This window comes from Streptomyces sp. NPDC006450 (assembly GCF_040612195.1).
GTDB lineage: Bacteria > Actinomycetota > Actinomycetes > Streptomycetales > Streptomycetaceae > Streptomyces.
In genome coordinates this window covers 35,257-44,576 of sequence record NZ_JBEXPT010000048.1, presented here as the reverse complement: position 1 = coordinate 44,576, position 9,320 = coordinate 35,257, and the positions used below count along the sequence as shown (strand labels likewise).

Annotated in this window: 9 protein-coding genes; 5 read left to right on the top strand and 4 right to left on the bottom strand. The window is 71.2% G+C overall.

Going from position 1 to position 9,320, the window contains the following annotated elements; all coding sequences use genetic code 11:
* The first annotated feature begins 306 nt into the window (after positions 1-306).
* Entirely contained in the window at positions 307-1,431 is a 1,125-nt protein-coding gene (locus ABZY57_RS17010; protein WP_356512604.1) for an ABC transporter substrate-binding protein, read from the top strand.
* A 22-nt stretch (positions 1,432-1,453) separates the two neighbouring features.
* On the opposite strand, the gene ABZY57_RS17005 is transcribed toward ABZY57_RS17010, so the two are convergent.
* From ABZY57_RS17005 to ABZY57_RS16990, 4 genes are all read right to left on the bottom strand, one after another.
* On the bottom strand, positions 1,454-2,395 hold the full coding sequence (locus ABZY57_RS17005) for an NAD-dependent epimerase/dehydratase family protein (RefSeq protein ID WP_356512602.1): 942 nt from the start codon (positions 2,393-2,395) through the stop codon (positions 1,454-1,456).
* 151 nt (positions 2,396-2,546) lie between these two features.
* Positions 2,547-3,311, bottom strand: coding sequence for an SDR family oxidoreductase (locus ABZY57_RS17000; RefSeq protein WP_356512600.1), 765 nt, complete (start codon positions 3,309-3,311; stop codon positions 2,547-2,549).
* 91 nt (positions 3,312-3,402) lie between these two features.
* On the bottom strand, positions 3,403-4,665 hold the full coding sequence (locus ABZY57_RS16995; protein WP_356512598.1) for a cytochrome P450: 1,263 nt from the start codon (positions 4,663-4,665) through the stop codon (positions 3,403-3,405).
* A gap of 150 nt (positions 4,666-4,815) precedes the next feature.
* Entirely contained in the window at positions 4,816-5,760 is a 945-nt protein-coding gene (locus ABZY57_RS16990; RefSeq protein ID WP_356512596.1) for a ScbA/BarX family gamma-butyrolactone biosynthesis protein, read from the bottom strand.
* Positions 5,761-5,927: 167 nt separating this feature from the next.
* Between ABZY57_RS16990 and ABZY57_RS16985 the strand changes: the two genes are divergently transcribed.
* The 4 genes from ABZY57_RS16985 to ABZY57_RS16970 all read left to right on the top strand — a co-directional run bounded on the left by ABZY57_RS16985 (position 5,928) and on the right by ABZY57_RS16970 (position 9,316).
* Positions 5,928-6,623: a ScbR family autoregulator-binding transcription factor gene (locus ABZY57_RS16985; protein WP_356512594.1), complete on the top strand. Its 696-nt coding sequence runs from the start codon at positions 5,928-5,930 to the stop codon at positions 6,621-6,623.
* A 224-nt stretch (positions 6,624-6,847) separates the two neighbouring features.
* Positions 6,848-8,461 carry a class I adenylate-forming enzyme family protein gene (locus ABZY57_RS16980; RefSeq protein ID WP_356512592.1) on the top strand — a complete coding sequence of 538 codons (1,614 nt, stop codon included), beginning with the start codon at positions 6,848-6,850 and terminating at the stop codon, positions 8,459-8,461.
* A complete protein-coding gene (locus ABZY57_RS16975; protein ID WP_356512590.1) occupies positions 8,458-8,841 on the top strand; it encodes a hypothetical protein in 384 nt (127 codons plus the stop codon). Before ABZY57_RS16980 ends, ABZY57_RS16975 begins: the two co-directional genes overlap by 4 nt.
* A 196-nt stretch (positions 8,842-9,037) precedes the next feature.
* A complete protein-coding gene (locus ABZY57_RS16970; protein WP_356512588.1) occupies positions 9,038-9,316 on the top strand; it encodes a LysR family transcriptional regulator in 279 nt (92 codons plus the stop codon).
* Positions 9,317-9,320: the final 4 nt, after the last annotated feature.

Genomic DNA, 9,320 nt, shown 5'->3' with positions numbered 1-9,320 from the left:
GGGGAGGAGGGGGAGAGGCACGGCGGTGGGGCCATGGGTCGTGTCGGGATTCGGGCTGTGAGTCGGGTCGGGGGTCGGGGCGGGGGTCGGGCCCGTGTTTGGGTGGGGCATGGGCCGTGCCTGCCTGTTCCGGTCGGGGGTGTGCGGTTCGTACGACGACGTCGGGGGTGGGGGCGCGGTTCCCGGGGCCGGGGATGTATGCGGTTGCCCTGGGGTGGTGGGGGTGGATCCAATGGGCGGGATGATCGAACAGGTGCGTCGGGCGGACTTCGGTCGCGCCGGCGCGGGACAGAGGAGCGCCACACCGTGAACGAGTCGGCATGGTCGTCATCAGCGGTCGTGCGGTTGGGGGCTCTCGTGCCGTTGACGCGGCCCGGCTGGGTCGACGCGGGGCGGCACTTGCTCGCGGGGCTGGAGCTGGCCGTGCGCGAGGTCAACGACGCAGGAGGGGTCGGTGGCCGGCCGCTGGAACTCGTGGTCCGGGACACCGCGGCCGATCCGGAGCGGGCCGCGGCGGCCGTGGAGGAACTGGCCGGTCTGGGTGTGGCCGCCGTCGTGGGGGAGTACCACAGCGTCGTCGCCCGGGCCGCCGCCGCCCGGGCCGACGCCTGCGGCGTGCCGTTCCTCTGCTCCAGCGCGGTGCTCGACGCGCTCACCGAGGAGCCGACGGAGTGGGTCGCGCGCCTGGCCCCGGCCCAGTCCCACGGATGGGGGACGTACGCGGACTTCCTCCTCGGGGCGGGCCACAGCCGGATCGCGGTGGCGACCCAGCCGAGCGTCTACTGGGCTTCCGGGACCCGCATCCTGCGGGATCAACTTGCTTCCCGCGGCGGGGCCGTGGTCGAGATCGACGCCAACGGGCTCACTCCCGAGGGGTTGTGCGACGCGCTCGTCGAGCACGGGGCGACGGCGCTCCTGCTGCTGGTCGGGTATCCGGAGCCGGCGGCGGCGATCGTCCGGGCCGTGCGGGGGGACCGGCGGCTCGGGGAGGTCCTGATCGGCGCCCCGGCCGGACAGCCGGAGTTCGCCGGCTGGGCCGGGGCGCTGGGCGCGGACGGCGCCGGGATCCCCTTCCTGCGCTACCTGCCCGAGCAACTCGGTCCGCTCGGCGACCGGGTGGGGAAGGAGCTCCGCGAGCTGCTGGGCGAGGAGCCCTCGTTCGTGGCCTTCGAGGGCTGGGACAGCGTCACCGTCCTCGCCGAGGTACTGCGTTCGCACGGCACGGACCGGGCGGCCATCGCCGGGGCGTGGCCGCACGTGGCGGTCGGGGGGACCCGTGGGCCGATCCGGTTCTCCCGGCTGCCGGGGACCGGCGTCTGGCAGTGGGCCTGGGCACCGGTTCGTGTGGTCGACCGGGATCCGCAGGACATCGGTCGCTTCCGGATCCTGCACGGTGGGGGCGAGAGCGACGGCGGCGACGGCACGCGCTGACCCGCCCGGTCGGTGGATCCCTTCAGACGCGGGCCAGGTGGGCGCGGTACCAGGGGGCGGCGGAGGGGAGCAGGGCGAGGGGCGTCGGCGTGGGGCGCAGGCCGGTCAGCCGCCAGATGGGGTCGGCGCGCTGGTGGTAGTCGCGGGACAGCAGGGAGAACTGCCGCTCCGTCACCCGGCCGGGGCGCTCGCGGAGTTGTTCCACACAGCGGTCCCACGGCCACTCCTCCCGCACCTCCGGGAGGATCCCTTCGGCGGCCAGGGCCGCCAGGAGGCCGGCGCTGGTCACCGGGGCGGGGTGGCTCGCGTGGTGGATCCCGCCCCGGAGGGGGGCCGGGGCCGTGGCCAGGGTGTCGATCAGGCGGGCCAGTTCGCCGACGTCGACCACGGACAGCAGGGCGCGGCCGCCGTCCCAGCTGGCCGGGACCCGGTCGATCAGCTCGGCCAGGGCCGGGACCACCCAGCGGTCACCGGCGCCCAGTACCAGCCCCGGACGCAGGACGGTCCCGCCGGCGGCCAGCACCGGGGCTTCCGCCGCCAGCCGGCTGCGGCTCGCGGCGGACACCGGATCGGGGGCCACCTCGTCGACCTCGATCCCGCGGTGCGGGAGGTTCCCGTAGACCGCGGCCGTGGACAGGTGGACGATCCGGCGCACCCCCGCCCGCACGGCCTCCGCGAGGAGGGCCGCGCCACCACGGACGTTGACCGTGTGGCAGCGCTCCTCGTCCCGCCCGATGTAGGAGGCCAGGTTCACCAGCGAGGCCGCGCCCTCGCAGACCCCGCGCAGCGAGCCGGGGTCGCCCAGGTCCGCAGGCACCCACTCCACGCCTTCGCGCGCCGCACCGGGGGTGCGGGCGAGGGCCCGCACCCGTACGCCGGGGCGGCGGGTCAGGGCGTCCAGTGCGGCCGAGCCGATGAAGCCGGTGGCTCCCGCCAGGACGATCACCCGGGGGCTCTCGGACATGCGCATGGCCTCGACTTCATCGACGTGGGTACGGCGCCCGGCAAGGTGCTCCGACGCGTCCGTACAGCTCTTCTTCCGTTCTTCGCGCTGGAGTTCCACCGGGTTCCACCGCCCTTTCGGATGCGCGGTCCGACACCGCCGTGCGGATCCCTCAGCGGGCGGTCCAGCCGCCGTCCACCGGGACGGTCGCGCCGACCACGAAGGACGCCTGGTCGCTGAGCAGCCAGGCGGCCGCGTACGCGATCTCGCGCGGGTCCGCCGTACGCGGCAGCGGGGCCATGGTGTGCAGCTCTTCCTCCAGGCCCGGGTTCAGGTCGAACCACTGGGCCATCATTTCGCTGCGCGTGGTGCCGGGAGCGATGGCATTGACCCGGACGCCCTGGGCGGAGTACTCGGCGGCGGCCTTCGTCAGGCCGATGACGGCGTGCTTCGCCGCGATGTACGCGGCGGACGCCGGGGTGCCGACCAGACCGGCGACGCTGCTGTTGTTCACGATCGCCCCGCCGCCCGGCAGCATCGCGGCGATCTCGTACTTCATGCAGTTCCACGTGCCGAGGACGTTGGTGGCCATGACGGCCTCGAAGTCCGCGTTCTCGGTGAGGTGCAGCGGCGCGGGCACGGTCCCCAGCCCCGCGTTGTTGAAGGCGGCGTCCAGGCCCCCGAAGAGCTCCACCGCCCTCTCCACCGCCGTCTTGACCTCTTCGGCGCGGGCCACGTCGACGACGGCGTAGGCGGCGGTGAACCCCTCGTCCGTCAACTCTCGGGTGAGCGAGGCCAGTTGCTCCTCGCGCCGGGCGGTGAGGAGCACCGAGGCCCCGTTCTCGCAGAACACCCGGGCGGCGGCCGCCCCGATGCCGCTGCTCGCGCCGGTGATCAGGGCGCGCTTGCCCGCGAGGAGGCCGGTCTTGTCGGTCATGGTGAGTCTTCCGTCTTCCGTCTTCCGTCTGGCGCGGCCCGGTGGGTCCGGCACGGGCCGGTGGAGTTTTCAGGGAGGGGCCGCCCCGGGACTATTGGCCGGAAATAGATCCTTCGTGCGGGCGTGACCGGCCCAGGAGTACGGGAACCGCGCGGTGGCCGTTCGAGACGAACGAGAACTTCGGCCGGAGTTCATCGGCCGCCACGGCCAGGGCGATGTCGGGGAACCGCTCGAAGAGCGCCGACAGTGCGATGGCGACCTCCATCCGGGCCAGGTTCACGCCGAGGCAGTGGTGGGCTCCGTACCCGAACGACACGTGATCGGCGCGGGTGTCGCGGGTGATGTCGAAGAGGTCCGCCCCGGCTCCGTGGTGGAGGGGGTCGCGGCCCGCTCCGGCGAAGCAGACGACGATCGGGTCGCCCTGCGGGATCCGCACGTCGTCGTCGATCTCGATCGTCTCGACGGCATAGCGCAGGAGGCTGTGCGCGCCGGGCGGATCCATGCGCAGGGATTCGTCGATCACGTCCTCCCACGAGGCCTTGCCGGCCCGCACGAGTTCGAGCTGGCCGGGATGGGTGAGCAGGGAGACGACAGCGTTGTCGATGAGGTTCACCGTCGTCTCGTAGCCGGCGGTGAAGAGGAGGATGAGATTGTCGAGCAGTTCCTTCTCGCTCATGTCCGCCGCGCCCGAGTCGCGTGCGGAGACGAGGCCGGAGGTCAGGTCGTCGGCGGGATTCTCCCTCTTGTGCGCCACGACGTCGTTCAGGATCTCGTACATGGCGATGCCATTCGCCACCGCGTCCTCGGGGGTGATCGAGGTGGCGAAGAAACTGTCGATGATCCTCTGCAGGGGATCGCGCGCGGAATGAGGAATTCCGAAGAGCTCGCAGACGACGGCGTGCGGCAGAACGTGGGCGAATTCCCTGCGGAGGTCCACGGGCTGTCCCGCCGGGGCCCGTTCCAGGCGGTCCAGCAACCCGGCCGCGATCTCCTCGACGCGCGGCCGCAGCGCCGCCACGCGACGCATGGTGAACTCCCCCGCCACCGGCTTGCGCAGGCGCGTGTGCTCCTCGCCGTAGGCGGTGACCATGTTCTGTACCGAGACCCAGATGGCCAGCGGCCACTCCTGGTCGACTTCTCCGTTGATCCACGCCGGCCAGTGCCGGTAGGCGTCCTTCGACACCCGGGGATCGGTGAGCAGGCGCTTCACGAGTGCGTAGTCGGTGACGGACCACGCCTCCACTCCACCGGGGAGCACGATCCGCACGGCCCGGCCCAGGGAGCGTATTTCCTTGATCTCTCCGTGGATGTCCTGGCCGAGCGGATCGATGACGAACGGGCACTGCCTGCTCACAGGAGTATCCCTCCTACAACTGCTGGTGACGGTGAGTCGGATGACGTCACAGGCTGGCATGCCCACGACCGTGTCGCCACTTCGCGCGGCGGTGTCTCGGCCAGTGGATCGCAGGAAATCGCCGGCCATGTCGTAGGAAGGGGGCGGCGGTCAGGAGGAAACGGCCACGGCGTCCAGCAGGGCGTGGAAGACCCGCTGGCCGCCCTGGTGGCCGGACACGCTCAGGGAGAGGGTGTCGTCCTGGTTCCGCGTCATCGGCTGCGCCTGGACCAGACAGGGGGAGTGGAACTCCACGTACCGGTCGAAGGTCAGGTGGAGCGAGATGGGGTACAGCCGGGTGGCGCCCGCGACGGCGAGGGCGGCCTGGTGGGTGGCCTCCAGGAGGACCATGCCGGGTACATGATCGTTCTCGTGCGCGAACAGCGTCTTGTTCGTGGTGTGCGGCCGCAGGGTCCAGCACCGGGGGTCCATGGTGGGGGCCAGCAGGACGTGGCTCGGCTCGGTCCGCAGGACGAGGGAGGGGGCCACCGGTTCCGGGACGGGCAGGAGCGGCCGGGCGTCCGTGTGTTCACCCCGCATCCGGCGGTAGGCGCCGAGAGAGGTGCACGTCAGGTTGCCGCCGCCGGTCGCGATGACCCGGCCGCCCTGCGTCACGGTCATCCGGCACACCATGCCGGAGAAGCGGGTGCCGCGGCGGTTGACGTCGGTGCAGACGACGTCCATGTGGACGGGTGAGACGCTGTCCGCTGCCAGGAGTCGGGGATCGATCCGGTAGTGGATGTCGGACATCAGGAACTGGTGCCCGAGGGGGACGCCGTACTCGGCGTGGGAGAGCAGGATGCCCGCCTGGCGGATGGCCTCCGCGATGACGGTGGGCGAACGGAAACCGTGGAGGGCGGTATGGAACGGGTGGCTTTCAGGCCAACGCAGCGTCACGTCGAATCGGTCGGGAGCAGTGCGTTCCCAGGCCGAGAGGAACACCTCGGAGGTGTCCGGACGATGCACAAGCCAGTTGGGTACGGCCGGTGGCCTTGTATCTGAGACCCCGACCGACGGTCTTTGGGCGTTTTCGCGGGCATACGACGTGCTTAACATGATTTCTCCTCCGGACTTCGAGGAACATTCGAGCCACTCGTGGTATGTCTTGGTTCGCCGCAAGATACGTGCTGCCTGGTATAATTTGCAACGGCTGTTTTCGGTGACATGCTCAATACCCCCGAGGAGGTGCATCAGTGGCCGCCAGCACCGTGGAAGGAGCGAAGGTGTCTCAGAGGGAGGCTTCTCGGCGCACCCGGCAACTCATCGTCGAGGCCGCCGGCGCCGTGTTCGCGGAGAAGGGCTTCAACGGGGCCACGATCGCGGACGTCTACCAGCGGCTCGGCCTGACCAAGGGTGCTTTCTACTACTACTTCAAGGGCAAGGAAGAGCTGGCCCAGGCCGTTCTGGCCAGTCAGATCGATACGGTCGGCTTCCCGATCCTCCCGCGGAGCACCCGCCTCCAGGAGTTGATCGACAAGGGCATGCTCTTCGCCGTCCAGATCCGCAGTGATCCGATCGTGCAGGGCAGCCTGAGGCTCTCCCTGGAGCGCGGCAGCCACCACGAGCACCGCCTGAGGCCCTATCAGGACTGGATCGACCACAACCGGTTCGCCCTGGGGCAGGCCCGCGAGTGCGGCGAACTGCACGCGCACGTGGACCTGGACGCGGTCGCCAACCTCCTCGTCGGCGCCTTCACCGGAGTGCAGGTGCTCTCGGAGGTGATGGCCGACTGGGAGGACCTGGAGGTACGGGTGTCCGTGCTGCTCAGGCACATCATGCCGATCATCGCGCTGCCGACGGTGCTGGCAGAACTGGACATGGCTCCCGGCCGCGCCGAGCGGGTCGCCGCCGACCTGGAGAAGCACCTGCGCGGGCGGGCCGAGGCCGAGCTCGTCGAGCAGGCCGAGCTCCCGGCCTAGTACGCCCCCCGGCCGCGACGTCCCGCGGACCACACCCTTTCCCCGCTTTCCGCCTCCGCCGGGCGTCCTCGACGCCCGGCGGAGGTTTTTGCGTCTCCGCATCGGTGCTCAGGGCGTCGACATCAGATCTTCCGATGACGGTTGCCTACCTTCATGCAGGTTTGTTTCCATGGGCGCGGCCCCGAGCCACATACGAGGCTCTTGACCGACCACGGAGAACCCACATGATCAAGCTCGATGACATCCGCCGGCACGCGGCGGGCGGCACGACGCGGGATGCCTTGGTCGACGGCCAGGTACGGCTGACCTGGGGCCAGTTCGCCGAGACCGTGGAGCGGACGGCGGCCGGACTCACCGAGCACCTGCCCCCGGAGGGCACGGTCCGGGCGGTCTTCCTCGCCGGGAACAGCTGGCAGCTCACCGTCGCGATGAGTGCCTGCGCCACCCTCGGCGTCTCCTGCACCGGTCTCGATCCGCAGAGCGGCACGGACGACCTCGGTCAGGTGCTCTCCTGGCTGGAGCCGTCCGTGGTCTTCGTGACCTCGGAGCACCGCGCCACCCTCGACCAGCTCGTCTGGCCCAGCGGCCCGCAGGCCGTGCACGTCCTCCTGGACGGGATCACGGCACCCGGCGCCCCGGCCGCCCCCGGCAGGCACCAGGCGCTCAACTTCGACCTGCTGACCTCGGCCGAACCCCTGCGCACCCTGCCGGCGCCCCGTCCGTACGAGTCCTTCGCGGTCGGCGGGCGCAGTGAGGGCCCCTCCCGGATCGCCGTGCGCCGCACCCCCTCCGAGGGCCGCCACCTGGTCGACCTCGTCGACGAGTTCGGCCTCAACCGGGACGACGTCCACCTGGCCTCCGCCCCGCCGACCGAGCCCACGGCCCTCGCGCTGGCCCGCACGATGCTCGGCATCGGCGCCACCGTCGTCCTCGCGGACGGAGCAGGCCCCGAGACCCTGACCGCCCTGCTCGTCGCCGAGCGCGTCAGCACCGGCGTGATCACCCCCTCCGCCCTGCACGGCGTGCTCGGACTGCCGGAGACCGCCGAGCCCTCGCCGCGCACGCGCCACCTGCGCTTCCTCCTCACCCCCGGCGCCCACCTGGGCCGATGGGCCGTCAACACGGCCTGGGAGCGGCTCGGCCCGGTGCTGCACACCGCGCTCGGCAGCGCGGAGACCGGCCTGACCGCCGTCATGGGCCCCGAGGAACTGCTCGTCTCGCCGCCGCGCTCGGGCCACACCACGCTCGGCGCCACCGTCGCCGTCCTCGGCGAGGACCTGCGGCCGGTGCCCCCGGGCGGGAGCGGGCGCCTCGCCTTCGCGGGCCACCAGGTCATGGACGGCTACCTGGACGGCGAGACCCAGGTCGCCGAGCTGGACCTCGGCTGGGGCGTGGAGCGCTTCCTGGTCACCGACGAGTCCGGGTACGTGGACGAGACGGGCCGGCTGCTGGTCACGGGACGGGTCACCGAAGTGCCCGTGGTGGTCCGCGATTCGGCGGTCGACACCGAGCTGTTCCGGCTGGAGTCGGACCTGCTCAACCTGCCCTGCCTGCGCGACACCGCCGTCATGCGGGTCAGCAGCCCGGTCCTGGGCGACGCGATCGTGGTCCCCTTCATCGCCGTGGCAGTCGGCCGCGAGGCCACCGGGTACCAGGCGCTCAGCGCGGCCTGCGCCCGCCGGGTGCCGTCGCTGCCCGCGCACGTCATCGCCGTCGACACCATCCCGTACAGCCCGACGGGCCGGATCCGCACCGGGGACCTGCTCGACGCGGTGCTGCCCATCATCACTCTGAACCTGCAGCTTGAGCAGTCGATGCAACAGGAGATGTCCGCGTGAACCTGCCCTCCTTCGACGACCAGCCGTACGACGAACTGCTGGTGGAGGACTTCGATACGGCCTTCTTCGCGCTCGAACTCGAACTCCTCGACCTGCCCTGCGTCCAGGACGTCGCGGTGATGCGCACCCGGCTGCCCGAGGTGGGCGAGACGCTGGTGGTGGCCTTCGTACCGCTTCCCGAGGAGGACCAGGAGGCCGGCGGGCGGCAGGCCGCGCTGGCCGCCTGCGAACGGCGCATGCCGTGGGTGCTCTCGCACGCGGTGGCCGTCGACGTGATCCCGCGCGCGGCCGACGGATCCGCGCGGACGGGGGTCCTGATCGACCGCCTGCTCCCGCAGATCGCCCGGGACCTCCTCTCGCCGATGGAGATGTCCGACTAGTCCACTCCGCCCAACCCGCTGTCAACCACGAAGCAGCGGCTGACCTGTGGCCATGCCCTCCCTGCGGGCATGGCCACAGGTATGTCCGCAGTCGTTCGGGAACGTGAAGCCCGGTTCCCCGCTCTGCAATTATACGTGCACCGTGGTATGTTCCTATTCTCCGAGGCTCTGAGCCCCGCAGAAGGGAGCCCCTGCCGTGCAGTTCCAGCAGTTACGCTCGTTCCGTGAGGTGGCCGCCGAGATGAGCTTCACTCGCGCCGCCCGCAACCTCCACTACTCGCAGCCCAGCGTCACCGCCCACATCAAGAACCTCGAGGACTACATCGGGGCCGCGCTGTTCCATCGCGCCGGCGGCCGGGTCCAGCTCACCGAGGCGGGCATGCGACTGCTGCCGCACGCGGAGAAGATCATTCTGATCGCCGAAGCCGCCTGTATCGACGCGGCCTCCGCCGGCACGACCCGTCCCGCGGCCTGACCAG

What these genes read in the sequence shown, in the direction of transcription:
- ABZY57_RS17005 (WP_356512602.1), bottom strand. Translation starts at nt 2,395, where the DNA reads ATGTCCGAGAGCCCCCGGGTGATCGTCCTGGCGGGAGCCACCGGCTTC.
- ABZY57_RS16990 (WP_356512596.1), bottom strand. Translation starts at nt 5,760, where the DNA reads ATGTTAAGCACGTCGTATGCCCGCGAAAACGCCCAAAGACCGTCGGTC.
- ABZY57_RS17000 (WP_356512600.1), bottom strand. Translation starts at nt 3,311, where the DNA reads ATGACCGACAAGACCGGCCTCCTCGCGGGCAAGCGCGCCCTGATCACC.
- ABZY57_RS16980 (WP_356512592.1), top strand. Translation starts at nt 6,848, where the DNA reads ATGATCAAGCTCGATGACATCCGCCGGCACGCGGCGGGCGGCACGACG.